This is a genomic window from Pseudomonas sp. H1_G08 (assembly GCF_054681355.1).
The window spans coordinates 640,583-666,176 of record NZ_CP162822.1 but is presented as its reverse complement, the minus strand read 5'-3'; the positions used below and the strand labels follow the sequence as shown (position 1 = coordinate 666,176).

The 25,594-nt window shown below is 61.3% G+C and carries 26 protein-coding genes; 3 read left to right on the top strand and 23 right to left on the bottom strand.

Annotated elements, in window-relative coordinates:
• Positions 1–22: 22 nt before the first annotated feature.
• The 9 genes from ccmI to ccmA all read right to left on the bottom strand — a co-directional run bounded on the left by ccmI (position 23) and on the right by ccmA (position 6,989).
• A complete protein-coding gene (ccmI, locus tag AB4N85_RS03075) occupies positions 23–1,222 on the bottom strand; it encodes a c-type cytochrome biogenesis protein CcmI (protein ID WP_056783853.1) in 1,200 nt (399 codons plus the stop codon).
• Positions 1,219–1,689, bottom strand: a complete 471-nt coding sequence (locus tag AB4N85_RS03070) for a cytochrome c-type biogenesis protein (RefSeq protein WP_252869016.1) — start codon at positions 1,687–1,689, stop codon at positions 1,219–1,221. The genes ccmI and AB4N85_RS03070 overlap by 4 nt, the downstream gene beginning before the upstream one ends.
• On the bottom strand, positions 1,686–2,222 hold the full coding sequence (locus AB4N85_RS03065) for a DsbE family thiol:disulfide interchange protein (RefSeq protein WP_024012128.1): 537 nt from the start codon (positions 2,220–2,222) through the stop codon (positions 1,686–1,688). Before AB4N85_RS03065 ends, AB4N85_RS03070 begins: the two co-directional genes overlap by 4 nt.
• Entirely contained in the window at positions 2,219–4,207 is a 1,989-nt protein-coding gene (locus AB4N85_RS03060) for a heme lyase CcmF/NrfE family subunit (RefSeq protein ID WP_095180732.1), read from the bottom strand. Before AB4N85_RS03060 ends, AB4N85_RS03065 begins: the two co-directional genes overlap by 4 nt.
• A gap of 3 nt (positions 4,208–4,210) precedes the next feature.
• The gene (gene ccmE / locus AB4N85_RS03055) at positions 4,211–4,666 is read right to left on the bottom strand and encodes a cytochrome c maturation protein CcmE (RefSeq protein WP_016771044.1); all 456 of its coding nucleotides are present in this window, start codon (positions 4,664–4,666) and stop codon (positions 4,211–4,213) included.
• The gene (gene ccmD / locus AB4N85_RS03050) at positions 4,663–4,839 is read right to left on the bottom strand and encodes a heme exporter protein CcmD (RefSeq protein ID WP_071171457.1); all 177 of its coding nucleotides are present in this window, start codon (positions 4,837–4,839) and stop codon (positions 4,663–4,665) included. The genes ccmE and ccmD overlap by 4 nt, the downstream gene beginning before the upstream one ends.
• Entirely contained in the window at positions 4,836–5,591 is a 756-nt protein-coding gene (locus tag AB4N85_RS03045; RefSeq protein ID WP_038860475.1) for a heme ABC transporter permease, read from the bottom strand. The genes ccmD and AB4N85_RS03045 overlap by 4 nt, the downstream gene beginning before the upstream one ends.
• A 97-nt stretch (positions 5,592–5,688) precedes the next feature.
• Positions 5,689–6,357, bottom strand: coding sequence for a heme exporter protein CcmB (gene ccmB / locus AB4N85_RS03040; protein ID WP_252869015.1), 669 nt, complete (start codon positions 6,355–6,357; stop codon positions 5,689–5,691).
• Positions 6,354–6,989, bottom strand: a complete 636-nt coding sequence (gene ccmA, locus AB4N85_RS03035; RefSeq protein WP_073472746.1) for a cytochrome c biogenesis heme-transporting ATPase CcmA — start codon at positions 6,987–6,989, stop codon at positions 6,354–6,356. The genes ccmB and ccmA overlap by 4 nt, the downstream gene beginning before the upstream one ends.
• A 197-nt stretch (positions 6,990–7,186) precedes the next feature.
• Here ccmA and fliK point away from each other — a divergent pair, with 197 nt between their 5' ends.
• The 3 genes from fliK (at position 7,187) to AB4N85_RS03020 (ending at position 10,634) form a co-directional block, all read left to right on the top strand.
• A complete protein-coding gene (gene fliK, locus AB4N85_RS03030) occupies positions 7,187–8,761 on the top strand; it encodes a flagellar hook-length control protein FliK (RefSeq protein WP_252869014.1) in 1,575 nt (524 codons plus the stop codon).
• Positions 8,758–9,087, top strand: a complete 330-nt coding sequence (locus AB4N85_RS03025; RefSeq protein ID WP_041479625.1) for an EscU/YscU/HrcU family type III secretion system export apparatus switch protein — start codon at positions 8,758–8,760, stop codon at positions 9,085–9,087. The genes fliK and AB4N85_RS03025 overlap by 4 nt, the downstream gene beginning before the upstream one ends.
• A gap of 152 nt (positions 9,088–9,239) precedes the next feature.
• Positions 9,240–10,634, top strand: coding sequence for an RCC1 domain-containing protein (locus AB4N85_RS03020; protein WP_252869013.1), 1,395 nt, complete (start codon positions 9,240–9,242; stop codon positions 10,632–10,634).
• A gap of 142 nt (positions 10,635–10,776) precedes the next feature.
• Here AB4N85_RS03020 and AB4N85_RS03015 read toward each other — a convergent pair whose 3' ends face one another.
• The 14 genes from AB4N85_RS03015 to flhA all read right to left on the bottom strand — a co-directional run bounded on the left by AB4N85_RS03015 (position 10,777) and on the right by flhA (position 25,342).
• Positions 10,777–11,172 (bottom strand): DUF2802 domain-containing protein, encoded by a 396-nt coding sequence (locus tag AB4N85_RS03015; protein WP_016771049.1) that lies wholly within the window; start codon positions 11,170–11,172, stop codon positions 10,777–10,779.
• Between the two features lies 1 nt (position 11,173).
• A complete protein-coding gene (locus AB4N85_RS03010; protein ID WP_016771050.1) occupies positions 11,174–11,659 on the bottom strand; it encodes a chemotaxis protein CheW in 486 nt (161 codons plus the stop codon).
• Positions 11,660–11,749: 90 nt separating this feature from the next.
• Positions 11,750–12,703, bottom strand: coding sequence for a CheW domain-containing protein (locus AB4N85_RS03005; RefSeq protein WP_252869012.1), 954 nt, complete (start codon positions 12,701–12,703; stop codon positions 11,750–11,752).
• Between the two features lie 118 nt (positions 12,704–12,821).
• Positions 12,822–13,610, bottom strand: a complete 789-nt coding sequence (locus AB4N85_RS03000; RefSeq protein ID WP_024012121.1) for a ParA family protein — start codon at positions 13,608–13,610, stop codon at positions 12,822–12,824.
• 43 nt (positions 13,611–13,653) lie between these two features.
• A complete protein-coding gene (gene motD, locus AB4N85_RS02995; RefSeq protein ID WP_016771054.1) occupies positions 13,654–14,544 on the bottom strand; it encodes a flagellar motor protein MotD in 891 nt (296 codons plus the stop codon).
• Between the two features lie 12 nt (positions 14,545–14,556).
• Positions 14,557–15,297 carry a flagellar motor protein gene (locus AB4N85_RS02990; RefSeq protein ID WP_016771055.1) on the bottom strand — a complete coding sequence of 247 codons (741 nt, stop codon included), beginning with the start codon at positions 15,295–15,297 and terminating at the stop codon, positions 14,557–14,559.
• Positions 15,297–16,442, bottom strand: coding sequence for a protein-glutamate methylesterase/protein-glutamine glutaminase (locus tag AB4N85_RS02985; protein ID WP_056783833.1), 1,146 nt, complete (start codon positions 16,440–16,442; stop codon positions 15,297–15,299). The genes AB4N85_RS02990 and AB4N85_RS02985 overlap by 1 nt, the downstream gene beginning before the upstream one ends.
• A gap of 49 nt (positions 16,443–16,491) precedes the next feature.
• Positions 16,492–18,777 (bottom strand): chemotaxis protein CheA, encoded by a 2,286-nt coding sequence (locus AB4N85_RS02980; protein WP_150741290.1) that lies wholly within the window; start codon positions 18,775–18,777, stop codon positions 16,492–16,494.
• A 53-nt stretch (positions 18,778–18,830) separates the two neighbouring features.
• Complete coding sequence (locus tag AB4N85_RS02975) at positions 18,831–19,619, bottom strand: protein phosphatase CheZ (protein ID WP_016771058.1); 789 nt, start codon at positions 19,617–19,619, stop codon at positions 18,831–18,833.
• Positions 19,620–19,637: 18 nt separating this feature from the next.
• Positions 19,638–20,009: a chemotaxis response regulator CheY gene (locus AB4N85_RS02970; RefSeq protein ID WP_024012118.1), complete on the bottom strand. Its 372-nt coding sequence runs from the start codon at positions 20,007–20,009 to the stop codon at positions 19,638–19,640.
• Positions 20,010–20,176: 167 nt separating this feature from the next.
• Positions 20,177–20,917 (bottom strand): RNA polymerase sigma factor FliA, encoded by a 741-nt coding sequence (gene fliA, locus AB4N85_RS02965; protein ID WP_016771059.1) that lies wholly within the window; start codon positions 20,915–20,917, stop codon positions 20,177–20,179.
• Complete coding sequence (gene fleN, locus AB4N85_RS02960) at positions 20,914–21,744, bottom strand: flagellar synthesis regulator FleN (RefSeq protein WP_016771060.1); 831 nt, start codon at positions 21,742–21,744, stop codon at positions 20,914–20,916. Before fleN ends, fliA begins: the two co-directional genes overlap by 4 nt.
• Before the next feature lie 116 nt (positions 21,745–21,860).
• Positions 21,861–23,201 (bottom strand): flagellar biosynthesis protein FlhF, encoded by a 1,341-nt coding sequence (gene flhF / locus AB4N85_RS02955; protein ID WP_024012117.1) that lies wholly within the window; start codon positions 23,199–23,201, stop codon positions 21,861–21,863.
• An 11-nt stretch (positions 23,202–23,212) separates the two neighbouring features.
• Positions 23,213–25,342, bottom strand: a complete 2,130-nt coding sequence (flhA, locus tag AB4N85_RS02950; protein WP_016771062.1) for a flagellar biosynthesis protein FlhA — start codon at positions 25,340–25,342, stop codon at positions 23,213–23,215.
• Positions 25,343–25,594: the final 252 nt, after the last annotated feature.

Here is a 25,594-nt window from a genome sequence, read left to right as displayed (position 1 = left end):
GGTGCTTTCCTGTTGGGTCCGGTTACTTGTCCGGGCTGTCGATAGTCAGTTTTTGTGGCGCGGTGGTGCTGCTGGCCACTGGGCCGCTGCGACCGATCCACTCACCGGCAGTCGGTTGACCGGCCCGTGAGATGCGCGCAACCAGTTGGACTTCAGGGAAGTTGGACAGTTTCAACTGCGGCATCATCGCGTCGGCATCGCCCAGTTCGACGGTTACCGGCAGGTCGGCGACGGTCAGGCGTTTGGCCGCCAGCGGCGCCGGTGGGCCAGAAGTGGCGCGGGCGAAGATGAACACGCTGTCGCCCGGTTGCACCTTGCTCCTGAGTTCGCTGGCCAGATCAACGCTGACTGTCAGCAATGCCGCTTTCGGCGCCGGTGCCTGGGCAACTTTGCCGCCGCTGGCTTTCAAGCGTTCGGCGGCACGCTCGATGCCGCCTTGCAGCGCAGCGCGAGAGTTGTCATCCGGCGGCAGTTGCGCGAGCAGGCGATTCCAGTAGTCGATGGCCTCCTGATAACGCTCGCCTTCGAACGCGGCGATGCCGAGCAGGCCGAGGCTGGTAACTTCCTTCGGATCGGCCTTCAGCGCTTCGTCGGTCAGTTTCTGAATCTGCTCCGACCACTTTTTACCGTCAGCAAAATACTGCGCCTGCGCCCACTGGCCGAGCAGTTCCGGCTGGCGACCGGCGAGGTTGGCGGCGCGTTCGAACATCTTCGCCGCGTCTGCCGGACGGTCTTGAGCCATGTAGGTACGGCCGAGGAAATACAGACCTTCGGCGGAATCCGGTTGTGCGGCGACCGCACGCTCCAGACGCTGGGTCATCTCTTCCATCGACTGTGGTGCCTGAGCGAATTCGCGGGTCAGTTCGACCTTGTCGGCGGCGCCGAAATGCAGGTACAGACCGAGACCCAGCACCGGTACCAACACGGCGGCCAGCAGCGGCAACGGCTTGCCCAGGCGGGAGACACGCGGTGCGGTGACGCCTTCGGTGTCCGCGAGCAATTCACGCGCGGCTTCTGCGCGGCCGCTGTCCAGTTGCGCGGCGTCGAGCACGCCTTCGGCCTGCTGCGCTTGCAGCTCGGCAACCCGTTCCTGGTACAGCGCGACGTTCAACGCGGTGCGATCTTCTTCCCGCTGAGCGCGGCGTTCGCGCAGTACCGGGATCAGCAGAAAACTCAGGGCGACCAGAAGCAACAGCCCTGCGGCAAGCCAGAAATCAATCATTCTTGGTTTTTATCCAACAGTTGGTCGAGGCGCTGACGTTCTTCGGCAGACAGCGATGACGGCGTTTCGGCGCGTTGCCCGCGACGCCTGCGCACGATCAGCGCGATCACCACGAAACCACCGAGCAGCAGAGCGGCCGGGCCGAACCACAGCAGCGCAGTCTTGGCATTGAGCGCCGGTTTGTAGCGGACGAAATCACCGTAGCGATCGACCATGAAGTCGATGATCTGCTGATTGTCCTTGCCCTCGCCGAGCATGCGGAAAATCTCTTTGCGCAGGTCGGCGGCAATCGGTGCGTTGGAGTCGGCGATGTCCTGGTTCTGGCATTTGGGGCAGCGCAGTTCCTTGGTCAGCTCGCGGAAACGCTCGCGGTCGCCCTCTTTGGCAAATTCGTAGGTGTCGATGGCCGCATGGGCGACACCGGCCAGGCTCAAACCCAACACGACCGCAGCGAGAAAACGCTTCATGGCTTGGCCTCATCGACCAGCGCCTGATACTTGGCCGCGAGTTTTTCGCGCCAGACCTGCTCGTCGATCACCCCGACGAACTTGTCGCGGATGATGCCTTTGGCGTCGATAAAGAAGGTTTCCGGCGCGCCGTAGACACCGAGGTTGAGGCCCAGCGAACCCTCGTCGTCACGAATATCCAGCGCATACGGATTGTGGAACTCGGCCAGCCATTTCAAGGCGTCGGCATTGGTGTCCTTGTAGTTGATGCCGTAGATCACCACGCCGCGCTCGGCAAGTTTGTTCAGCACCGGATGCTCGACCCGGCAGGAAATGCACCAGGTGCCCCAGACATTGACCAGCGCCGGTTTGCCGAGGATGTCGGCCTTGGTCAGCGTCTTGTCACCCTGCACACTCGGCAGGGAAAACTCCGGGAACGGCTTGTCGATCATCGCCGACGGCAGCTCCGCCGGATCCAGGTACAAGCCGCGATAGAGAAACACCGCCACCAGCAGAAAAATCGCCAACGGCAACAACATCAACCAACGCCTCATGCCGCCGCTCCCGTCATGCCCAGCGCTTCGCGCACTTTGCTTTTCACCTTGACCCGATAACGCCGATCCAGCGCCGCCAGCACACCACCCAATCCGGTGAGCAAGCCGCCGAACCAGATCCAGCGCACGAACGGTTTGACGTGAACGCGCACGGCCCAGGCGCCGTTATCCAGCGGCTCGCCGAGGGCGACGTAGAGATCGCGAGTGAAACCGGCATCGATCCCGGCTTCGGTCATCACCGAGTTCTGCACGGTGTACAGACGTTTTTCCGGGTGCAGTACGCTGATTTCCTCGCCGTCGCGAATGACGCGGATGGTGCCTTTGTCCGAGGTGAAATTCGGCCCTTCGAAATGCTTGGCGCCCTCGAAGACGAATTGATAGCCGGCCAGATCCATCGACTCGCCCGGCGCCAGACGCAGGTCGCGTTCGGCACTGTTCTGGCTCGACAACACCACGCCCAGCGCGCACACGGCGATGCCGAGGTGGGCGATCTGCATGCCCCAATAACTGCGGGTCAGCGTCGGCAAACCTTTGATCAGACCTTTGTGCCGCGTCTTGTCGAACAAATCGCGCACACCGGCAAGCAACACCCACGCCGCCAGCAGGAACGTCGCGATCACTGCCCAGTTGAAATCGCCATAAGCCACGCCGGCCACCACGGCCAATGCGACGCTGCCGAGCAGCACCGGAGTGAGCATGCTCGCCAGCCATTTCACTGGTGTGTCCTTCCAGCGCACGATCACGCCGATCGCCATGACCAGCATCAGCAACGCCATCAACGGAATGAACAACGCATTGAAGTATGGTGGGCCGACCGACAGCTTGGCGCCGCTGATGGCATCAAGAATCAGCGGATACAAGGTCCCAAGCAGGATCATCGATGCAGCGACGACCAGCACCAGGTTGTTGCCCAGCAGCAAGGTTTCCCGTGACCAAAGATTGAACCCGACCTGACTTTTCACCACTGGCGCGCGCAGGGCGAAAAGGGTCAGCGAACCGCCCACCACGAACAGCAGGAAAATCAGGATGAACACACCGCGCTCGGGATCCGAAGCGAAGGCATGCACCGAAGTCAGCACGCCCGAGCGGACGAGGAAGGTGCCGAGCAGGCTCAACGAAAAAGCGGCAATCGCCAGCAACACCGTCCAGCTCTTGAACACGCCGCGTTTCTCGGTGACCGCCAACGAGTGAATCAACGCGGTGCCGACCAGCCATGGCATGAACGAGGCATTTTCCACCGGGTCCCAGAACCACCAGCCGCCCCAGCCGAGTTCGTAATACGCCCACCACGAACCGAGGGTGATGCCGATCCCGAGGAAGGCCCAGGCGACGATGGTCCATGGCCGCGACCAGCGCGCCCATGCCGCATCGAGACGCCCGCCGAGCAGCGCGGCGATGGCAAATGCGAAGGCCACCGAGAAACCGACGTAACCCATGTACAGCATCGGCGGATGCACGATCAGGCCAATGTCCTGCAGCAAAGGATTGAGGTCGCGACCGTCGGCGGGAATCTGCGGCAGGATCCGCGAAAACGGGTTCGAGGTAAGAATCAGGAACAGCAGGAAACCGGTGCTGATCATGCCCATCACCGCCAGTACCCGGGCGAGCATGACTTGTGGCAACTGCCGGGAGAACACCGACACGGCGAAGGTCCAGCCGCCGAGGATCAACGCCCACAGCAGCAGCGAACCTTCGTGGGCACCCCACACTGCGCTGAATTTGTAGTACCACGGCAGCGCGCTGTTGGAGTTCATCGCAACGTAGCCGACCGAGAAATCGTCGGTCATGAACGCGTAGGTCAGGCAGCCAAAGGCAAACAGCAGAAAGGCAAACTGGCCCCACGCCGCCGGTTGCGCCAGGCTCATCCACAAGCGGTCACCGCGCCACGCGCCGAGCATCGGCACCAGCGCTTGGACCAGTGCAAAACACAGGGCGAGGATCATCGCCAAATGGCCCAGCTCGGGAATAAACAGTGCAGCAGCCATCGATCAACCCTCCTTCACAGGCGTCGGTGCGGATTGACCGCTGTCCTTCAGCGCTTTGGTCACTTCCGGCGGCATGTACTTCTCGTCGTGCTTGGCCAGCACTTCATCGGCGACCACTACGCCATCAGCGTTGAGCTTTCCGAGGGCAACGATGCCCTGCCCTTCGCGGAACAGATCCGGGAGGATGCCGCGATAGGCGATGGTCACGGATTTGTTGAAATCGGTGACGACGAATTTGACGTCCAGCGAATCCTTGGAGCGTTGCAGCGAACCGGCCTCGACCATGCCGCCGGCGCGGATGCGCGTGTCCTGCGGCGCTTCGCCGTTGGCGATTTGCGTCGGCGTGTAAAACAGATTGATGTTTTCCTGCAACGCGCTCAGGGCCAGGCCGACAGCAGCGCCCACTCCGACCAGAATCGCCAGAATGATGATCAGACGTTTTTTGCGCAGCGCATTCACTTGCCGTTCTCCCGGCGCAGCCGACGCGCCTCTTGTTGCAGATAACGCTTACGCGCCGCAATCGGCGCCACCACGTTGAGGGCCAGCACCGTCAGGCAGATGCCGTAGGCCGACCAGACATACAGGCCGTGATGGCCCATGGCGAGAAAATCGCCGAATGAAGCAAAACTCATCGCGCCGCCTCCAGACTCTGCTGCACTTCGGTCTTCACCCAACTGGCGCGGGCCTCGCGCTTGAGCACTTCCAGCCGCATGCGCAGCAACAGCACGGCGCCGAAGAAGCAGTAGAAACCCAGCACCGTCAGCAGCAGCGGCAGCCACATTTCCGCTGGCATCGCCGGTTTTTCCGTGAGGGTGAACGTCGCGCCCTGGTGCAGGGTGTTCCACCACTCCACCGAGTATTTGATGATCGGAATGTTGATCACGCCAACGATCGCCAGCACCGCGCAGGCCTTGGCGGCGCTGTCGCGGTTGCTGATGGCATTGCCCAGCGCGATCACGCCGAAATACAGAAACAGCAGAATCAGCATTGAGGTCAGGCGCGCATCCCACACCCACCACGAGCCCCAGGTTGGTTTGCCCCAGATGGCCCCGGTGACCAGCGCCACGGCGGTCATCCACGCACCGATCGGTGCGGCGCATTGCAAAGCGACGTCGGCCAGTTTCATCTTCCACACCAGCCCGACTACGCCGCACACCGCGAGCATCACGTAGATCGACTGGGCGAGCATCGCCGCTGGCACGTGGATATAGATGATGCGAAAGCTGTTGCCTTGCTGGTAATCCGGCGGCGCGAACGCCAGGCCCCAGACCACGCCAACGCCGATCAGCAGCAACGCTGCAATGCTCAACCACGGCAGGAACTTGCCGCTGATGCCGTAGAACCACTTGGGCGAGCCGAGCTTGTGAAACCAGGTCCAGTTCATACTGTTTCCGTCACGGTTGCCGCTCATCATCGCGAGCTGGCAGAGGGTCATGCCTTTCTTCTGGAAGAAGTGGTCAATTTTTGACCAGGCCTCATTATTATTCGCCGACGCTGATCTTCAGGCCAGCGGCTATTGCAAAGGGTGTCAGGGTGATCGCCAGCGCTGTGAGGCTGGCCATCCACAACAAGTATCCGGTCGCCGGCATGCCTTGCAACGCCGCTTGCAACGCGCCACTGCCAAGGATCAACACCGGGATGTACAACGGCAGAATCAGCAGCGCCAGCAACAGCCCGCCGCGCTTCAGGCCGACCGTCAGCGCAGCACCGACTGCACCGAGCAGGCTCAACACTGGCGTGCCCAACAGCAGCGACAACAGCAGCACCGGCAGGCACGCGGCCGGCAAACCGAGCATCAACGCCAGCACCGGCGACAGCAGCACCAGTGCCAGACCGGAGAACAGCCAGTGTGCCAGCACCTTGGCCAGGACCAGAAGCGGCAGCGGGTGCGACGAAAGGACCCACTGTTCCAGCGAGCCGTCTTCGAAGTCACTGCGAAACAATCCGTCCAGCGAAAGCAGGACCGACAACAACGCCGCCACCCAGACTAACCCCGGGGACAGGTTTTGCAAGACTTGAGTTTCCGGGCCGACGGCCAGCGGGAAAAGGGCAATGACGATGGCAAAGAAAATCAGCGGATTGGCCAGCTCCGCCGGGCGGCGGAACAGCAGGCGCGATTCGCGGGCAAGCAGCAGGCCGAAGACACTCATACCGCCCATTTCCCCAGATCGATGTCGCGATAACCGGCCGGCATGCGGCTCAGGGTGTGGTGGGTGGTCAGCACCACCAGACCGCCGCGTTCGCAGTGGCCGGCCAGATGCTCTTCCAACTGAGCGACACCCTGCTTGTCCAGCGCGGTGAAAGGTTCATCGAGAATCCACAACGGCGGGCTGTCCAGATACAACCGCGCCAGCGCCACACGGCGCTGTTGACCGGCGGAAAGGCTGTGGCAGGGAACGTCTTCGAAACCGCGCAATCCTACCGCTGCCAGCGCCTGCCAGATCGCCTCGCGTTCGGCGGGATGATGCAGGGCGCACAGCCACGACAGGTTTTCTTCGGGAGTGAGCAGATCCTTGATCCCGGCAGCGTGGCCGATCCACAACAGGTTTCGCGCCAGTTCGCTGCGTTGCTCGGTCAGCGGCTGACCGTTGAGCAGCACCTGGCCGTCGGTGGGTTGCATCAAACCGGCGAGCAGACGTAAAAGACTGGTCTTGCCGCTGCCGTTGGGGCCGCTGATCTGCACCATGTCACCACTGGCCAGGCGCAATTCGAGGTTTTCGAAAAGCAGCCGCAGATCGCGTTCACACGCCAGGGCAACGGTTTGCAGGACAGGACTGGTCAAGGGATCACGGGCCTTATACGGTTCAAGTCGGCTCTAGAGCGGCCGTTAAAGAGATGCAGCATAGATGCTTTGATCGCTCGATCTGGCGAGCTGGATCAAACAATTGCCAGGTTTTTTGAACGAAGCGCACGACGCGCGGCATTATACATGCCGTGCCTTACTCTCAAGAGCGCAATTTCCTCAGGTTGTGTCCGCGTATGACAGGCGAAATGAACATCCTCCCGCTGCCGCCCACCGTGCCGGCGAGCGCTCGCCCGCAGACGGGTGAACTGCTCAAGCTGCTGACGCCGGTCGAGGGCTTGATCGGCGCGGGGCAAAGCGCCAAGGCCGAGGTGTTGTCGCTCAAGCAGGCTGATCAGACCTTTGAATTGCTGCTCAAAGTGACCCTCGACAGCGGTCGCCAGACCACCGTGCAGGCCAGCAGCAACCTGCCGTTGCCACAGGGCACCAACCTGGCGATCACTCAGCCCTCGGCCGGCAATCTGGCGATCACCGTACAACAAGCGATTGCCAGCAGCGTCGCCACCCTGACCCGCATCGATACCGCGCAATTGCCCGCCGGCACCCTGCTGCAAGGCAAAGTCGTGACCTCGCAGGCCCTGCCGCAGACGCCGGGGCAAGCGGCGGTATTTCGCTCGATGGTCACTCTGCTCAACACCGCATTGAGCGGCAGCACTTTGACCGTCGACAGCCCGCAACCGCTGCGCATCGGCACCTTGTTGTCGGCGCAGGTGCAGGATGCGCAAACCCTCAAATTCGTGCCGCTGAGCAGCCGCCAGGAACAACTGGCGGTGAGTCAGCAATTGCTCGGTCAGCAAAGTCGTCAGGGCTCGCTCGATGGTCTGCTGAAGATGTTGCAGAACCTGCCGCCATCCAGCGATCAGACTTCGGCCGATCTGCGCACGGTGGTCGACAAGCTGCTTGCCAGCCTGCCGGACCTGCCGCAAATGAGCACCGCCAAAGGCGTGGCGCTGGCCTTGGCCAACAGCGGCGCGTTCCTCGAAGCGAAATTGCTCGGCGGACAAAACCCGACTCTCGCCCCGGACATGAAAGCCGACCTGCTAAAACTGATCGCGCAACTGACCCCGGGCCTGCCGAGCAACACCAATTTCAATGCGATCATCGCCGCCAATACCCTGGCCCAGGCACTGCCGAGTTTCGTCCGGAACGCCCTCGGCACCCTCGGCCAGGTCAGCGCCAAACCGGTGCCGAGCAGCTTCCCGTTGCCCGAACGACTGCTGGCGAAACTCGAAGGCGAAGGTGATCTCGAACAACTGCTGCGCCTCGCCGCCGCTGCGGTGTCGCGTCTGCAGAGCCATCAGCTGTCGAGCCTGGAACAGACCGGCGTCACCGACGATGGCCGCCTGCTCAGCACCTGGCAACTGGAAATCCCCATGCGCAATTTGCAAGACATCGTGCCGTTGCAGGTCAAATTCCAGCGTGAAGAAGCGCCGGAGCGAGAGCCGCAGCCGCATGAACGCCGCGATGAACGCGAAGCCAAACAGCAACTGTGGCGCGTCGATCTGGCCTTCGATCTGGAACCGCTCGGGCCGATGCAGATTCAGGCGCAACTGATCGCCGGCAGCCTGTCCAGTCAGCTGTGGGCCGAGCGGCCGTACACCGCCGACCTGATCGAGAACAACCTGTTCGCCCTGCGCCAGCGCTTGCTCGATTCCGGGCTCAACGTCGGCGACCTCGACTGCCACCACGGCACCCCGCCGCAAGGCAACCAAACCCGCCTCGAACACCGCTGGGTCGACGAAACCGCATGAACGATTCCACCGCCCCACGCCAGGCCATCGCCCTCAAATACGACGGCAACCACGCCCCGACCCTCACCGCCAAGGGCGACGAAGAACTGGCCGAAGAAATCCTGCGTATCGCTCGCGATTACGAAGTGCCGATCTACGAGAACGCCGAACTGGTGCGCCTGCTGGCGCGGATGGAACTGGGCGACAGCATTCCCGAAGAGCTCTATCGCACCATCGCCGAGATCATCGCGTTTGCCTGGAATCTGAAGGGCAAATTCCCCGAAGGACAAGACCCGAACGCGCCGATGGTCGAGAAGGACATCACCGCGCGCGGGGATGACTACTGAGCCGCAGTCGCAGTCTCTTCTGCGCCCTGCCATATACCGTTTGTCGCTACTGTCAGGTCTGACAGTAGCGCATGCCCGATCCCGCAGCGCTTGATTACGGACCAGACCTGACCAGGTTGCCCGCAGGTCCACAATCTTGAGGGATTGATTCCATGCCAAACGAGAAAGATGAATTGCCCCTGAAGATAAACGCTGAAGGCGGACTGCTGGTCATGGGCGCACGCGGCAATCGGGGTGGTCTTGGCAACTTCTACACGCGCAGCTGGCGACTTGTAGCGCTGGACGCCTCAACGCTCAAACCGTTGAACGTCACGTGGCAGTATGTTGGAGACAAGCAGCCAGCCACTGGTAGCGAATTTTTCGATGTCCGGCCTTATGAGGAACTGGTCGTCTGGTCGGGCAAGAAACGGATAACCCTGAACCCGTCAAACATTATCGGTACATCATTCGCCCTGTGCGCTGTTTTGGACAGCCGGGCAGTCCATGCATGGGGTCACGTCGATGGCGGCGGCACTTTGCCGGAACCGGTAAGAGAAGCGCACGACGTCGTAGAGTTGTCGGCGGGGATGAGAGCCTTTGCGATTCGGCGCGCGCAAGGCAATGTCCTCGCTTGGGGACTTCAGCCCAGCGGGACCGTCCCCGAAGATATCGCACAGCTGAATACGGTTGTCGCGGTGTCGGGAAGCACTTATGTTTTCGTAGCCCTTCTTGAATCGCGCAAGCTTGTCGCATGGGGCATGCCCGAGATGGGAGGCGCACTTCCGCCCGAAATCGCCGATTTGACCGATATCATGCAAGCGTCGGGTGGCCAGTATGGTTTCGCCGCGCTGCGCAGCACTGGCAACGTCGTCTGTTGGGGCTATCATGACCATTCAGCGCAGTTGCCGGACGATATCGCGTTGCTCACCGACATAACCAGACTGGCTTGCTCGACTCATGCTTTCGCAGTACTGAGCGGCAATGGCCAAGTGCGCGCATGGGGGCATGAATCGCTTGGAGGCCAAGTGCCGTCGGACATCGCAGCGCTTAGAGATATCGTCGACCTGGCCAGTAACAGCTCAGCCTTTGCAGCACGCAGAAGCAATGGCGCACTGGTCGTATGGGGACATATGCCGGCCATGCCAGAAGAGATTGCCAGTCGCAACGACATCGTCCACGTCATAGGCTCCGGATCCGGATTTGTCGTGCTGTGCGGGGATGGCTCAGTGCACGCTTGGGCTACCCTCCCCAGCGATATCGTTGACATTCCGCCAGACATTCGCCAGTTGAGAGACATTGTCGCCATTAATGCCAACCAAGACGCGGTCGTAGCATTGCGCAGCAACGGCGTGGCAGTTGCGTGGGGAAGAGAGAACGGCGGCGGCGATACCAGCGCAGTTGCCCATTTGCTCACTGACGTGCGTGCTGTGTACGGAGGAGGCGATACCTTCGTGGCACTCAGGGCAGATCGTCGGGTAGTGGCCTGGGGCAACGCCGACTTCGGCGGTAACGGTGAGCAGAAAGCCCTGTATCAACTGATCAGTTACACAAAAACTCCGGCGAGCTGATGCGGACAACTGCGGATCGCTATGCCTGCGATGCAATCGAGAAAAAAGATCGCAGCCTTCGACACCGCTTACACGAGATTTATGCAGGCGCTGCCTCCGATGCGATCTTTTGATCTTGCTTGCCGCTTGAAGCTTGAAGCCCCTAGCTGCCCTTGTGCAACTTGCGCATCAACTCCGCCTCAGCCTGGGTCAACCCGCACGACTGAGTCAGTTCATCGACGCTGGCGCCCATGCCCACCAGTTTCGCCGCTTGGGCGAATGACAGGCTCGACGGGTCGCGTTGTTCCAGTGCAACGATCTTGTCCGGCAACGGGCTTACCACCGCGCGCAACTCGTGCAGGGCCTCGCCCATGCGCACGTTGCCGTTCTGGTAATCGTCGACGCGTTTGGCCAGTTCCTTGATGCGCTGATCACGCAGCGCATCACCCTGGGCCTGCTGTGCAGCGATCACTCGCTGCGCCTTGATGTACGAGACGAACATCGCCAGCGTGCCGGCCCAGAACAGGAACAGAACAATTACCGCAACCTCGAGAATCAAATCAGATGCTCTCCAGTTCCGACCATTCTTCTTCGCTCATCATCTTGTCCAGCTCGACCAGAATCAGCAGTTCGTTGTTCTTGTTGCACACGCCCTGAATGAACTTGGCCGATTCTTCGTTACCGACGTTCGGCGCGGTTTCGATTTCCGACTGACGCAGGTAAACCACTTCGGCCACGCTGTCGACCATGATGCCAACGACTTGCTTGTCGGCTTCGATGATCACGATACGGGTGTTGTCGCTGATCTCGCCGCTGTGCAGGCCGAAGCGCTGACGGGTGTCGATCACGGTGACCACGTTACCGCGCAGGTTGATGATGCCCAGCACGTAGCTCGGTGCACCCGGCACCGGCGCGATCTCGGTGTAGCGCAGCACTTCCTGCACGCGCATCACGTTGATGCCGTAGGTTTCGTTATCCAGTTTGAAGGTCACCCATTGCAGGATCGGATCTTCAGAACCTTTTGCATTCGACGCCTGACTACTCATACCCTGACCCCTCGAAAAAACCGCCCCGGGCGGTGTGTGTTCTGTGTGGTGGCATTGGAAAATGCCATCGCCTGATTGTTATGTCGGCTGCTATGTCGGTTTATGTAGCGGCTTGTTGCCACTCAAGTGCTTTGCCCCGCCGCTGGCGATCAACTCGGCCAGTGCGGATACGTCAAGCAATGCACACATGTGCTCGATCACGGTGCCGGCGAGCCATGGCCGCTGACCCCGGTGACTTCTCCATTTGATTTCATTCGGGTCCAGGCGCAACGAGCGGCTGACCTGATGCACTGCCAGCCCCCACTCGTAACCTTGTACCGAAATCACGTATTGCAGGCCCTGCCGGAAGTCATCGCGGTAACGATCCGGCATGACCCAGCGCGCGGTGTCCAGAACTTTCAGGTTGCCAGCCTGGCTCGGCAGAATGCCGAGGAACCACTCCGGCTGACCAAACAGCGGCGTCAGCTCGTGGCCGGCCAGCGAATAGATCGAGCCGAGGCACACCAGCGGCACCGCCAGGGTCAGCCCGGCAACGTCGAACAGCAAGCATTCGAAAGCATCGGCAGCCCAGGCCGGACGGCCATCGGGTTCGACCGGTGGCGGCGGGTTGTTCGGTGGCAGATGCACTTCGACCAGCGGCGGGACCAGCACCTGCGGTTCCGCCACTGGCGGCGCGGCTTCAGGCTCCGGCTCGGGTTCCGGCACGGTCAATAATTGCGTTTGCAGCAGCGGCGCCAAGGTCGACAGCGGCGCGCGCGGTTCGTCGATCAGCGCGACTGGCGCCTTGCCCACGGGGGCAGCAGCGGGCGCGGTAATCGGAGCGACGGATTTCTGCGCGTCGCGGGCCTGTTCTTCCAGCACCGCGGCCTGGAACTCGTCCATGGCCTCGGTGCTTTCCACCACTTCAGGCTGCGCCTGTTCGGCGACTGGCGGCGGCGCTTCGACCGGCGCAGGCAAGTCCTCGGGCAGGTCGAGCAACAGGTCTTCCAGATAGGACTGCAAGGCCTGTTGCGGACGAGAAGTCAGCTTCACCGGCCGGTTCATGCGCGACTCCCTGTAGGAGCTGCAGAAGGCTGCGATCTTTTGATCTTTTCAGGAGCACTGACAGGCCAGATCAAAAGATCGAAGCCTTCGGCAGCTCCTACACGAATAAGGATCATGCTCAGGCCACCTGCGGAACAAGTTGCTGCGCGAGCAGGTGCTTGAGCAGTGCGCGGTAGGCCAGGACGCCACGGCTCTTGCCGTCGAATTGCGAAGGCGTGACGCCCGCCCGGCTGGCGTCGCGCAGACGGGTATCGACCGGGATGTAGCCGTGCCAGATGTCGTCGGGGAATTTGTCACGCAGCACGCGCAAGGTGCCCATCGACGCCTGCGTGCGGCGGTCGAACAGGGTCGGCACGATGCTGAACGGCAGCGGTTGTTTGCGCGAGCGATTGATCATCGCCAGGGTGTTGACCATGCGCTCCAGACCTTTCACGGCCAAGTGCTCGGTCTGCACCGGGATCACCAGTTGCTGGCTCGCCGCGAGAGCGTTGACCATCAGCACACCGAGCAACGGCGGGCTGTCGATGATCGCGTAATCGAAGTCCTGCCACAATTGCGCCAGACTCTTGGCGATCACCAGACCCAGGCCACTCTGCCCCGGCGACTGCCGCTCAAGGGTCGCCAGTGCGGTGCTCGACGGCAGCAGGGAAATGCGTTCGTCGCTGGTCGACAACAGCAACTGCCCCGGCAGGCCTTGCGGCACGCTGCCCTTGTGCAGAAACAGGTCGTAGTTGCTGTGCTCCAGGCTGTCGGGGTCGTAACCGAAATAGCTGGTCATCGAGCCGTGCGGGTCGAGATCGACCACAACCACGCGCTTGCCCGCCTCGGCCAGCAACCCGGCTAAAGCGATGGAGGATGTGGTTTTACCAACACCACCCTTTTGATTGGCGACTGCCCAGACTCTCATTCAGTTCGTTCCTCCCGGCCAGGTTGATTGGCCGAGACATGCTTCAGCGTGTTAATGCGGGCGACGGAGAATTGACGGCACTCTCGCGTCCCGGCGTCTTGACCGGGGTCGGTGCAGTTTGTGTGCCAGCGCGCTTCAACGCCGCGTCCGGTTGCGCATTGGCGGTTCCGGTGCCCGTCAGGCTGCGGCGCACATCGAGATTGCGCGACACCACCAGCACCACGCGGCGGTTCTTCGCCCGGCCTTCGACCGTGGCGTTATTGGCCACCGGCTGGAATTCGCCGTAGCCCACCGACGCCAGTCGCCCAGGGTTTACGCCCTGCATGGCGAGCATGCGCACGATGCTCGCCGAGCGCGCCGAGGACAGTTCCCAGTTGGTCGGGTACTGCGCGGTGCGGATCGGTTGATCGTCGGTGAAGCCTTCGACGTGGATCGGGTTATCGAACGGTTTGAGGATCGCCGCGACCTTGTCGATGATGTTGAACGCGATGTCGCTCGGCATGGCGTCGCCGCTGCCAAACAACAGGCTGGAATTGAGCTCTATCTCGACCCACAACTCGTTGCCGCGCACGGTCATCTGGTTGGAGCTGATCAAGTCACCGAAGGCGGCACTGATGTCATCGGCGATGCTTTTCAGTGGATCGCTGGCCCCAGAAATACCGGCGTCGACCTGTTCGGCATCCTTGACCAGCGGCTTGGCCGGGGTCACGGTTTTCGGTCGTTCGTCGCCGATCGGGATCGGTTTGAGCGAGCGGTCGGAGTCGGTAAACACGCCGATCAGCGCTTCGGAAATGACTTTGTACTTGCCTTCGTTGATCGACGAGATCGAGTACATCACCACGAAAAACGCGAACAGCAAAGTGATGAAATCCGCGTAGGACACGAGCCAGCGCTCGTGATTCACGTGTTCTTCCTGGTGGCGACGACGAGCCATGAGGTTATTCCCTTAGTCCATGAAGCCTTGCAGCTTCAACTCAATGGAACGAGGGTTTTCACCTTCGGCGATCGACAGAATTCCTTCCAGCAACATTTCGCGATAACGCGACTGCCGCAACGCGATGGACTTGAGCTTGGCCGCGACCGGCAAGAGGATCAGGTTGGCACTGGCCACGCCATAGATGGTCGCGACAAACGCCACGGCGATACCGTTACCCAATTGCGACGGATCAGCGAGGTTGCCCATCACGTGAATCAGGCCCATCACCGCACCGATGATGCCGATGGTCGGCGCGTAGCCGCCCATGCTCTCAAAGACCTTGGCCGCTTCGATGTCGCGGGATTCCTGAGTGTAGAAATCCACTTCGAGAATGCTGCGAATCGCCTCCGGCTCGGCGCCGTCGACCAGCAGTTGCAGACCTTTGCGCGAGTAGCTGTCAGGTTCGGCGTCGGCCACGCCTTCGAGGCCGAGCAAGCCTTCCTTGCGCGCCGTAAGGCTCCAATTGACCACGCGGTCGATGCCGCCGGCCAGATCGACACGCGGCGGAAAGAAGATCCAGCCGAGAATCTGCATGGCGCGCTTGAACGCACTCATCGGCGATTGCAGCAGCGCAGCACCGACCGTGCCGCCCAGCACGATCAGCGCCGCCGGGCCGTTGGCCAGCGCGCCGAGGTGACCGCCTTCAAGGTAGTTGCCGCCGATGATGGCGACGAACGCCATGATGAGGCCGATAAGGCTGAGAACATCCATCAGATACACGCCTCGACGATGTGCTTGCCGATGTCGTCCAGACCATACACCGCGTCAGCAAGATCGGCTTTGACGATGGCCATCGGCATGCCGTAGATCACGCAGCTTGCCTCATCCTGCGCCCACACCGAACTGCCGCCCTGCTTGAGCAGACGCGCGCCTTCGCGGCCGTCGGCGCCCATGCCGGTCAGTACGACTGCCAGAACTTTGTCGCCGTAGGACTTGGCTGCAGAACCGAAAGTGATATCCACGCACGGCTTGTAATTCAGACGTTCGTCACCCGGCAAAATCTTCACCGCGCCACGGCCGTCGATCATCATCTGCTTGCCACCCGGCGCCAGCAGCGCCAGGCCCGGACGCAGGATGTCGCCATCCTCGGCTTCCTTGACGCTGATGCGGCAGAGCTTGTCGAGACGCTCGGCAAACGCCTTGGTGAACGCCGCCGGCATGTGCTGGATCAGCACGATCGGCGCCGGGAAGTTCGCCGGCAACTGCGTCAGTACGCGTTGCAGCGCGACCGGGCCACCCGTCGAGGTGCCGATGGCAACCAGTTTGTAGGCTTTGCGTTTCGGTGCCGGCGACGAAGCACTGGCAGCGGATGCACGGGCAGGCGCAGGCGCAGGTGCCGGACGTGCCGGGACAGGGCTGCTGTGGCTCGTGTGGCTGCCGTAGCTCGACGCTGCCGGAGCAGGCGTCGGCGCTGGCGCAGCGGCGGGAGCCGGCGCGCTGTAGGCACTGAAACGACGGTTACTGCGCGAGATGCTGTGGACTTTCTCACACAGCAACTGCTTGACCTTTTCGGGGTTGCGCGAGATGTCTTCGAAATTCTTCGGCAGGAAATCCACCGCGCCGGCGTCCAGCGCATCGAGGGTTACCCGCGCGCCTTCATGCGTAAGCGAGGAGAACATCAACACCGGGGTCGGGCAGCGCTGCATGATGTGCCGCACTGCCGTGATGCCGTCCATCATCGGCATCTCGTAGTCCATGGTGATCACGTCAGGCTTGAGGGCCATGGCCTGATCGATCGCCTCTTTACCGTTGGTGGCCGTGCCGACCACCTGGATGCTCGGATCCGCCGAAAGAATTTCCGAGACGCGGCGGCGGAAAAAACCCGAATCGTCCACCACCAGGACTTTGACTGCCATAAACACTCCATTAGGTGCAGCGGCGCGTCATCGCGCCGCCGCCCCGGATTCAAATACGCTTTGTGGCGTAACGCTTGAGCATGCTTGGAACATCGAGAATCAGCGCAATGCGGCCGTCACCGGTGATGGTGGCGCCGGACATGCCCGGAGTTCCCTGGAGCATTTTGCCCAGTGGCTTGATGACCACTTCTTCCTGGCCGACCAGTTGATCGACGACGAAGCCGATCCGCTGAGTGCCCACCGAAAGAATCACCACATGGCCTTCGCGCTGCTCTTCGTGAGCGGCGGAGCTCACCAGCCAGCGCTTGAGGTAGAACAATGGCAGCGCCTTGTCGCGCACGATCACCACTTCCTGACCGTCGACGACGTTGGTGGTCGACAGGTCGAGGTGGAAGATTTCGTTGACGTTGACCAGCGGGAACGCGAACGCCTGATTGCCGAGCATGACCATCAGCGTCGGCATGATCGCCAGGGTCAGCGGCACCTTGATGACGATCTTCGAACCCTGGCCCTTGGTCGAGTAGATGTTGATCGAACCGTTGAGCTGGGAAATCTTGGTCTTCACCACGTCCATGCCGACACCACGGCCGGACACGTCGGAGATCTCGGTCTTGGTCGAGAAACCCGGGGCGAAAATCAGGTTGTAGCACTCGGTATCGCTCAGGCGATCGGCGGCGTCCTTGTCCATCACACCGCGTTTTACCGCGATCGAACGCAGAACGTTCGGGTCCATGCCTTTGCCGTCGTCGGAGATCGACAGCAGGATATGGTCGCCTTCCTGCTCGGCCGCCAGCACCACGCGACCGCCACGGGCCTTGCCCGATGCTTCGCGTTCTTCCGGCGACTCGATGCCGTGGTCGACAGCGTTGCGCACCAAGTGGACCAGCGGGTCGGCCAGAGCCTCGACAAGGTTTTTGTCGAGGTCGGTTTCTTCGCCCACCAGTTCCAGGTTGATCTCTTTCTTGAGCTGACGTGCGAGGTCGCGAACCAGACGCGGGAAGCGCCCGAAGACCTTCTTGATCGGCTGCATCCGCGTTTTCATCACGGCGGTCTGCAGGTCAGCGGTGACCACGTCGAGGTTCGACACAGCCTTGGACATGGCTTCGTCGCCGCTGTTGAGGCCCAGACGCACCAGACGGTTACGCACCAGCACCAGCTCGCCGACCATGTTCATGATCTCGTCGAGCCGCGCGGTGTCGACGCGCACGGTGGTTTCCGCTTCGCTGGCCGGCTTTTCTGCCGGGGCAGCAGCTGGCGCGCGGGCCGGAGCCGGTGCAGCAGCGGCGGCCGGTTTCGGCGCCTCGGCTTTCGGTTCAGGCTTGGCGGCAGGCTTCGGCGCAGCAGCGGCAGCCGGAGCTTTCGCCGCTGGCGTGGCGACGCTCGACACGGAGCCGGCAGTCGCAGCGCTGGCGTCAAACTTGCCTTTGCCGTGCAGTTCGTCGAGCAGCGATTCGAATTCGTGATCGCTGATCAGGTCACTGCCGGCCGCAGCGGCTGCCGGTGCAGCAGGTGCTGACGGGGCCGAAGCGATGGCCGATTCCAGCGCGTCAACGGCGAAGTTGCCCTTGCCGTGCAACTGATCGAGCAAGGCTTCGAATTCGTCGTCGGTGATGTCCGAGCTGTCGCCCGTAGCAGGCGCGGCCGGAGCAGCCGGCGCTGCTGGTGCCGCCGGAGCGACCGCATCGACAGCAAACTGGCCTTTGCCATGCAGTTGATCGAGCAGCGATTCAAATTCGGCGTCGGTGATTTCATCGCTGGCCGCCGTGTCGGCAACCGGCGCGGGAGCAGCAACAGCGGCCGGAGCCTCGGCCTGGGCCTTGACGGCGTTCAGCGAGTCCAGCAGTTGTTCGAATTCGTTATCGGTGATGTCGTCCGAGGAGTCGCTTTCAACGACCAGTTCTTCGATCATCTCGGCAACCGGCGAAGCCGGGGCTTCATCCGCCGATTGCGGTTCGGCCAGACGCGCCAGCGCGGCCAACAGTTCCGGCGTGGCAGCGGTGATCGGTGCACGCTCACGGACTTCGCTGAACATGCTGTTCACCGCGTCCAGTGCTTCGAGCACAACGTCCATCAGTTCTGCATCAACGCGACGCTCACCCTTGCGCAGGATGTCGAACACGTTTTCGGCGATGTGACAGCACTCCACCAGCTCATTGAGCTGAAGGAAGCCGGCGCCCCCTTTTACAGTGTGGAAACCGCGAAAAATTGCATTGAGCAGATCTGCATCATCCGGACGGCTTTCCAGCTCGACCAGTTGTTCGGACAGTTGCTCAAGAATCTCGCCGGCCTCAACCAGGAAATCCTGAAGGATCTCTTCATCGGCGCCGAAGCTCATTAATGGGGTGCTCCTACAGGTCTAAAAACCCAAAAAACCCGAATTCCGAAACTCTAGAATCCAAGGCTGGATAACAAATCGTCCACATCGTCCTGACCGGACACAACGTCTTCTCGTTTATCGGCATGAATCTGCGGACCTTCACCCTGCGAGAGATGTTTTTGTGGATCTTTTTCAGCAAGCATTGCGGCGCGGTCATGTTCGATGCCCGCAAAGCGGTCGACCTGACTGGCCATGAGCACGAGTTTGAGCAGATTGCTTTCGACTTCGGTGACCAGTTGGGTCACACGCTTGATCACTTGACCTGTGAGGTCCTGGTAATCCTGAGCCAGCAGGATGTCGTTGAGGTTGCTCGACACCGCACGGTTGTCCGTGCTGCTGCGTGACAGAAAACCGTCGACCCGGCGCGCCAGTTCACGGAACTCTTCAGCCCCGACCTCGCGACGCATGAAGCGGCCCCAATCGGCGCTCAACGTCTGCGCTTCATCAGCGAGACTGTTGACCACCGGCGTGGCGCTTTCCACCAGATCCATGGTGCGGTTGGCCGCGGCTTCCGTCAGCTTGACCACATAGCCCAGGCGTTCGGTGGCGTCGGTGATTTGCGACACTTCCTCGGCCTGCGGCATGTGCGGATCTATCTGGAAATTGACGATCGCACTGTGCAGTTCACGTGTGAGCTTGCCCACTTCCTGATACAGGCCGCGGTCACGGGTCTGATTGAGCTCATGGATCAGTTGCACCGCGTCGCCGAACTTGCCTTTTTCAAGGCTCTCGACCAGTTCGACCGCGTGTTTTTTCAGGGTCGATTCGAAATCGCCCTGTGATGATTCGTTATGCTCCATAGCTCCCCCGCGCATTCATCAGCCGATGCGTTCGAAAATCTTCTCGATTTTGTCTTTCAACGCCTGAGCCGTGAAAGGTTTGACTACGTAACCGTTCACACCGGCCTGAGCGGCCTCGATGATCTGCTCGCGCTTGGCTTCAGCAGTCACCATCAACACCGGGAGGTGCTTGAGTTTCTCATCGGCGCGCACGTGACGCAGCAGGTCGATACCGGTCATGCCCGGCATGTTCCAGTCCGTTACCAGAAAGTCGATGCTGCCGCTGTTGAGCACCGGAATGGCAGTGGTGCCATCGTCGGCCTCGACGGTGTTGGTGAACCCAAGATCGCGCAGCAGGTTCTTGATGATCCGCCGCATCGTTGAGAAGTCATCAACGATGAGGATTTTCATGTCTTTGTTCAATTCGACCTCCAAGCAGTCTTAAACGCGCCCAGCACCTGGACGCGCCACTTCAATCAATCGGCGCAGCACTTAAAGTTTGTCTGGAGCACAACGGATCGAGACCGGCGCCGTTCATCACCGCACCAGCCTCGTTTCGCAGTGTCCCCACACTGCCTTCAGCGCGCTCGCCACTCCCCCAAACGCCCCCGCAGACGGGCCGCGCACTGGCTGTGTAACTGGCTGACCCGCGATTCACTGACGCCAAGGACTTCACCGATCTCCTTGAGGTTCAGCTCTTCGTCGTAGTACAGCGCCAACACCAGTCGCTCACGCTCCGGCAAATTGGCAATCGCGTCCGCCAGCGCCGCCTGAAAGCGTTCATCTTCCAGATCGCGTGACGGCTCCATATGAGCACTGGCGCCATCCTCGTGCAGCCCTTCGTGTTCGCCGTCCTGCAACAGGTCGTCGAAACTGAACAGGCGACTGCCCAAGGTGTCATTCAGAATCCCGTAGTAATCGTCGAGACTCAATTGGAGTTCGGCCGCAACCTCGTGATCTTTAGCGTCACGGCCGGTTTTAGCTTCAATCGAGCGAATCGCGTCGCTGACCATCCTGGTATTACGGTGAACCGAGCGTGGTGCCCAATCCCCTTTGCGCACTTCATCGAGCATCGCGCCGCGGATTCGAATGCCCGCGTACGTTTCGAAACTGGCGCCTTTGCTGGCGTCGTATTTGGTCGAGACTTCCAGCAAACCGATCATCCCGGCCTGGATCAGGTCTTCGACCTGCACGCTGGCCGGCAGGCGCGCCAGCAAGTGATAGGCAATGCGCTTGACCAGTGGCGCGTAGCGCTCGATCAATTCGTATTGCGCGTCACGCGCCGACTTTTTGTAAAGATTCATGCCACTGGCGGTCATATCACAGGCCCTGCGGTTTGCTGCACGAGACGCTCGACGAAAAATTCCAGATGCCCGCGCGGGTTGGCGGGCAGCGGCCAGGTATCGACCTTCTGGGCGATGGCCTTGAAGGCCAGTGCGCACTTGGAACGGGGAAAGGCTTCGTAGACGGCGCGCTGCTTCTGCACTGCCTTGCGCACGCTTTCGTCGTATGGCACGGCGCCGACATATTGTAGGGCGACGTCGAGGAAGCGATCCGTGACCTTGGTCAACTTGGCGAACAGGTTGCGCCCTTCTTGCGGGCTCTGCGCCATGTTGGCCAGCACGCGGAAGCGGTTCATGCCGTAGTCGCGGTTGAGCAACTTGATCAGCGCGTAAGCGTCGGTGATCGAAGTCGGCTCGTCGCAGACCACCAGCAACACCTCTTGCGCGGCACGAACGAAACTGACTACCGAGTCACCAATACCCGCAGCGGTGTCGATCACCAGCACGTCGAGATTGTCGCCGATGTCGCTGAACGCCTGGATCAGGCCGGCGTGTTGCGCCGGGCTCAAGTGCACCATGCTCTGCGTGCCGGAGGCCGCCGGCACGATGCGAATCCCGCCCGGGCCTTGCAACAGCACGTCGCGCAGTTCGCAACGGCCTTCGATAACGTCGGCCAGTGTGCGCTTGGGTGTCAGCCCCAGCAGAACGTCGACGTTCGCCAGGCCCAGGTCGGCGTCCAGCAGCATGACCCGACGGCCAAGCTCTGCCAGCGCCAGCGACAAGTTCACTGACACGTTAGTCTTGCCGACGCCACCTTTGCCGCCGGTCACCGCGATCACCTGTACGGGATGCATGCTGCCCATGTTATTTCTTTACCTTGTCTTGCATAGACGGAGGCCACATTACTGGCTGCGCGTTCCTGATCGGAACAATGCGTGGCAGACCATCGATGTAGGTACAAAAACTGTTCATGATTACCTCAGCCAACCTGCTTGGTCGGGCTGTGATAGATATCAGCGAACATGTCAGCCATGGCTTCTTCGCTGGGTTCTTCCTGCATTTGCACGCTGACGGCGCGGCTGACCAATTGATGACGACGCGGCAGATGCAGATCATCCGGAATCCGTGGGCCATCGGTCAGGTACGCGACCGGCAATTCATGACTGATCGCCAGGCTCAACACTTCGCCGAGACTGGCCGTTTCATCCAGTTTAGTCAGGATGCAGCCGGCCAGCCCGCAACGCTTGTAACTGTGATAAGCGGCGGTTAGAACCTGTTTCTGGCTGGTGGTTGCCAGGACCAGATAATTTTTTGAGCGAATGCCACGCCCGGCCAGGCTCTCAAGCTGCATGCGCAACGCCGGATCACTGGCTTGCAGGCCGGCAGTATCGATCAAAACCACGCGTTTGCGTAGCAGTGGATCCAATGCCTGCACCAGCGACTGACCCGGATCGACGTGCGTTACCGGCACGTTGAGGATGCGCCCGAGGGTTTTCAATTGTTCCTGCGCGCCGATGCGGAAGCTGTCCATGCTCACCAGCGCAACGTTCTGCGCGCCGTACTTGAGCACATAACGCGCGGCAAGCTTGGCCAGCGTGGTGGTCTTGCCCATGCCGGCCGGGCCGACCATGGCAATCACACCGCCCTCTTCCAGCGGCTCGACTTCCGGTACGGCAATCATCCGCGCCAGGTGCGCCAGCAGCATGCGCCAGGCCTGACGGGGTTCTTCGATATCGGTGATCATCGCCAACAGATCGCGCGACAGCGGGCCGGACAGGCCGATGCGCTGCAGACGGCGATACAGATTGGCCTGGGCCGGACGGCTGCCTTGCAGCTGATTCCAGGCCAGGGTGCCGAGTTGCACTTCCATCAGCTCGCGCAGGCTGTTCAATTCAAAACGCATCGAATCCAGCGCACGCGGATCGACGCCCGCCGAGGCCTGCGCAGGCGCTGCGGCCGGGCGCGTCGGTGCGGCGTAGGTCGGCTCGCTCAGCGGCTCGGCGGCGGTCAGCGGCAGGCCTGCGGTCAACGGCAGCCCGGCGAACAACTGCTGATTGGTGTTGCCGTCGGCTTCGCCACGCAGGCTCAGCTCGGCCTGGGCGGTGACGATGCGCGACTGGGTCTTGCGCAGCTCGTCTTCGAGTTCCATGTTCGGAACCCGTGGCGCCAGCGCCGACAGTTTGTAATCCAGAGCCGCCGTCAACTCGACGCCGCCGGCAATGCGGCGGTTGCCGATGATGGCGGCATCAGCGCCCAGCTCATCGCGAACCAGCTTCATGGCCTGACGCATATCGGCGGCAAAAAAACGCTTAACTTGCATAAACCACTACCTCAGCCGTTGGGCCCTACTGTCGCAACGATGGTCACTTGCTTGTTGTCCGGTACTTCCTGGTAGGCCAGCACATGCAGGCCTGGCACTGCGAGGCGGCCGAAGCGCGAGAGCATCGCGCGAATCGGGCCGGCTACCAGCAGGATCACCGGTTGGCCTTGCATTTCCTGACGCTGGGCCGCTTCGATCAACGAACGCTGCAGCTTCTCGGCCATGCTCGGCTCCAGCAGAACGCCCTCTTCCGAGCCTTGTCCTGCCTTCTGCAGACTATTGAGCAATATCTGTTCCAACCTTGGTTCCAATGTGATTACAGGCAGCTCGGACTCAGTGCCTACAATGCTTTGGACGATTGCACGGGATACGCCGACCCGCACAGCGGCGACCAGCGCGGCGGTATCTTGACTCTTGGCAGCGTTGTTCGCGATCGCTTCGGCGATGCTGCGAATGTCGCGCACCGGCACGTGCTCGGCGAGCAGCGCTTGCAGGACCTTGAGCAACTGCGACAGCGAAACCACGCCCGGCACCAGCTCTTCCGCCAGTTTCGGCGAGCTCTTGGCCAGCAATTGCATGAGTTGCTGCACTTCCTCGTGGCCAATCAGCTCACTGGAGTGCTTGTACAGAATCTGGTTCAAGTGCGTGGCGACCACGGTGCTCGCATCGACCACGGTGTAGCCGAGCGATTGCGCCTGGGCGCGCTGGCTGATTTCGATCCACACCGCCTCCAGGCCGAAAGCCGGATCTTTGGCGTTGATACCGTTGAGCGAGCCGTAGACCTGACCCGGGTTGATCGCCAGTTCGCGATCCGGGTAGATCTCGGCCTCGGCGAGAATCACGCCCATCAGCGTCAGCCGATACGCGCTCGGCGCCAGATCGAGGTTGTCGCGGATATGCACGGTCGGCATCAGAAAGCCCAGATCCTGCGAGAGTTTCTTGCGCACACCCTTGATCCGCGCGAGCAATTGCCCACCCTGATTGCGGTCCACCAGCGGAATCAGGCGATAGCCGACTTCCAGGCCGATCATGTCGATCGGCGTCACGTCGTCCCAGCCCAGCTCTTTGGTTTCCATGGCGCGGGCCGGTGACGGCAGCAGTTCCTGCTGACGCTTGACCTCTTCCAGCGCCACAACCTTGGCAACGTTCTGCTTCTTCCAGAACAGGTAAGCGCCGCCCGCAGCCAGCGCCGCCATACTCAGGAAGGAGAAGTGCGGCATGCCCGGCACAAGGCCCATCACCGCCATCAAACCAGCGGCCACGGCCAGTGCTTTCGGCGAGGCGAACATCTGGCGATTGATCTGCTTGCCCATGTCTTCCGAGCCGGAAGCACGGGTCACCATGATCGCCGCTGCTGTAGATAACAACAGTGATGGCAATTGCGCCACTAAACCGTCACCGATGGTCAGCAAGGCGTAAACCTTGCCCGCGTCGCCGAAGCTCATGCCATGCTGGAAGATACCCACGGCCATGCCGCCGATGAGGTTGATGAACAGAATCAGCAGGCCGGCGATGGCGTCACCACGGACAAACTTGCTGGCACCGTCCATCGAACCGTAGAACTCCGCCTCCTGGGCGACTTCCTGACGGCGCGACTTGGCTTGATTCTGGTCGATCAGGCCGGCGTTGAGGTCGGCGTCGATCGCCATTTGTTTGCCGGGCATCGCATCGAGGGTGAAGCGCGCGCTCACCTCGGAAATCCGCCCGGCACCCTTGGTCACCACGACGAAGTTGATGATCATGAGGATCGCGAAGACCACGATACCGACCACGTAGTTACCGCCGATCACCACCTCACCGAAGGCCTGAATCACCTTACCGGCGGCGGCGTGGCCGTCCTGACCGTGGAGCATTACCACCCGCGTCGAGGCCACGTTCAGCGCCAGTCGCAGCAACGTCGCCACCAGCAGAATCGTCGGGAACACGGCAAAATCCAGCGGCCGCAGCGCATACACGCAGACCAGCAGGACGACGATGGACAGGGCAATGTTGAAGGTAAAGAAGACGTCGAGCAGGAACGGCGGCACCGGCAACATCATCATCGCCAGCATGACCAGCAGCAACAACGGCACGCCCAGATTGCCTCGACTGAGGTCGGCAACGTTGGTGCGTGCTGTATTGAATAACTGAGTGCGATCCACCGGTTTTCCCCGTTCCTTTAAAGCAAACTTTTGACGCCCCGAACGGGCGCAGGGCGGCTACTGCAAGAAGCTTTCCAACTTTTGCCGGGGAATGAAATAGAGCGGTTTTACTTGGGATTTATCGGCTGATTGGGCTGGCCCCTTCGCGAGCAGGCTCGCTCCCACAGTTTGACATGCATTCCCAATCGGACATTTGGAATACGGCCCCTGTGGGAGCGAGCCTGCTCGCGAAGAGGCCTTCGAATGCGGCGC

What these genes read in the sequence shown, in the direction of transcription:
- ccmI (WP_056783853.1), bottom strand. Translation starts at nt 1,222, where the DNA reads ATGATTGATTTCTGGCTTGCCGCAGGGCTGTTGCTTCTGGTCGCCCTG.
- AB4N85_RS03070 (WP_252869016.1), bottom strand. Translation starts at nt 1,689, where the DNA reads ATGAAGCGTTTTCTCGCTGCGGTCGTGTTGGGTTTGAGCCTGGCCGGT.
- AB4N85_RS03065 (WP_024012128.1), bottom strand. Translation starts at nt 2,222, where the DNA reads ATGAGGCGTTGGTTGATGTTGTTGCCGTTGGCGATTTTTCTGCTGGTG.
- AB4N85_RS03060 (WP_095180732.1), bottom strand. Translation starts at nt 4,207, where the DNA reads ATGGCTGCTGCACTGTTTATTCCCGAGCTGGGCCATTTGGCGATGATC.
- ccmD (WP_071171457.1), bottom strand. Translation starts at nt 4,839, where the DNA reads ATGAGTTTTGCTTCATTCGGCGATTTTCTCGCCATGGGCCATCACGGC.
- AB4N85_RS03045 (WP_038860475.1), bottom strand. Translation starts at nt 5,591, where the DNA reads ATGAACTGGACCTGGTTTCACAAGCTCGGCTCGCCCAAGTGGTTCTAC.
- ccmB (WP_252869015.1), bottom strand. Translation starts at nt 6,357, where the DNA reads ATGAGTGTCTTCGGCCTGCTGCTTGCCCGCGAATCGCGCCTGCTGTTC.
- fliK (WP_252869014.1), top strand. Translation starts at nt 7,187, where the DNA reads ATGACAGGCGAAATGAACATCCTCCCGCTGCCGCCCACCGTGCCGGCG.
- AB4N85_RS03025 (WP_041479625.1), top strand. Translation starts at nt 8,758, where the DNA reads ATGAACGATTCCACCGCCCCACGCCAGGCCATCGCCCTCAAATACGAC.
- AB4N85_RS03020 (WP_252869013.1), top strand. Translation starts at nt 9,240, where the DNA reads ATGCCAAACGAGAAAGATGAATTGCCCCTGAAGATAAACGCTGAAGGC.
- AB4N85_RS03010 (WP_016771050.1), bottom strand. Translation starts at nt 11,659, where the DNA reads ATGAGTAGTCAGGCGTCGAATGCAAAAGGTTCTGAAGATCCGATCCTG.
- AB4N85_RS03005 (WP_252869012.1), bottom strand. Translation starts at nt 12,703, where the DNA reads ATGAACCGGCCGGTGAAGCTGACTTCTCGTCCGCAACAGGCCTTGCAG.
- AB4N85_RS03000 (WP_024012121.1), bottom strand. Translation starts at nt 13,610, where the DNA reads ATGAGAGTCTGGGCAGTCGCCAATCAAAAGGGTGGTGTTGGTAAAACC.
- motD (WP_016771054.1), bottom strand. Translation starts at nt 14,544, where the DNA reads ATGGCTCGTCGTCGCCACCAGGAAGAACACGTGAATCACGAGCGCTGG.
- AB4N85_RS02990 (WP_016771055.1), bottom strand. Translation starts at nt 15,297, where the DNA reads ATGGATGTTCTCAGCCTTATCGGCCTCATCATGGCGTTCGTCGCCATC.
- AB4N85_RS02985 (WP_056783833.1), bottom strand. Translation starts at nt 16,442, where the DNA reads ATGGCAGTCAAAGTCCTGGTGGTGGACGATTCGGGTTTTTTCCGCCGC.
- AB4N85_RS02980 (WP_150741290.1), bottom strand. Translation starts at nt 18,777, where the DNA reads ATGAGCTTCGGCGCCGATGAAGAGATCCTTCAGGATTTCCTGGTTGAG.
- AB4N85_RS02975 (WP_016771058.1), bottom strand. Translation starts at nt 19,619, where the DNA reads ATGGAGCATAACGAATCATCACAGGGCGATTTCGAATCGACCCTGAAA.
- AB4N85_RS02970 (WP_024012118.1), bottom strand. Translation starts at nt 20,009, where the DNA reads ATGAAAATCCTCATCGTTGATGACTTCTCAACGATGCGGCGGATCATC.
- fliA (WP_016771059.1), bottom strand. Translation starts at nt 20,917, where the DNA reads ATGACCGCCAGTGGCATGAATCTTTACAAAAAGTCGGCGCGTGACGCG.
- fleN (WP_016771060.1), bottom strand. Translation starts at nt 21,744, where the DNA reads ATGGGCAGCATGCATCCCGTACAGGTGATCGCGGTGACCGGCGGCAAA.
- flhF (WP_024012117.1), bottom strand. Translation starts at nt 23,201, where the DNA reads ATGCAAGTTAAGCGTTTTTTTGCCGCCGATATGCGTCAGGCCATGAAG.